The sequence below is a fragment of the Peribacillus sp. SIMBA_075 genome (assembly GCF_046534585.1).
Window position 1 is genome coordinate 1 of the sequence record NZ_JAWRYN010000185.1, and the last position, 379, is coordinate 379.

Here is a 379-nt window from a genome sequence, read left to right on the forward strand (position 1 = left end):
CTCCGCAGGTAGGACTCGAACCTACGACCGTTCGGTTAACAGCCGAATGCTCTACCACTGAGCTACTGCGGAATAATATAATGTTTCCTAAAACCCATTTAAAGATTTAAATGAATGGCCTGGCAACGTCCTACTCTCACAGGGGGAAACCCCCAACTACCATCGGCGCTGAAGAACTTAACTTCCGTGTTCGGAATGGGAACGGGTGTGACCTCTTCGCCATCATTGCCAGACTATATTCATTTTTGAAGAATTTTCATTCCTTCAAAACTAGATAATATAAGAAGGTATTTCATTTTTTAAAAAAGCGTTGGTTAAGTCCTCGATCTATTAGTATCAGTCAGCTCCACATGTCGCCACGCTTCCACCTCTGACCTAT

At 43.5% G+C, this 379-nt stretch carries 1 tRNA gene and 1 rRNA gene; both read right to left on the reverse strand.

Annotation, left to right across the window (positions count from 1 at the left end):
• A tRNA-Asn gene (locus SB775_RS27735) sits at nucleotides 1–72 on the reverse strand.
• A 45-nt stretch (nucleotides 73–117) separates the two neighbouring features.
• A 5S ribosomal RNA gene (gene rrf / locus SB775_RS27740) occupies nucleotides 118–233 on the reverse strand.
• Nucleotides 234–379: the final 146 nt, after the last annotated feature.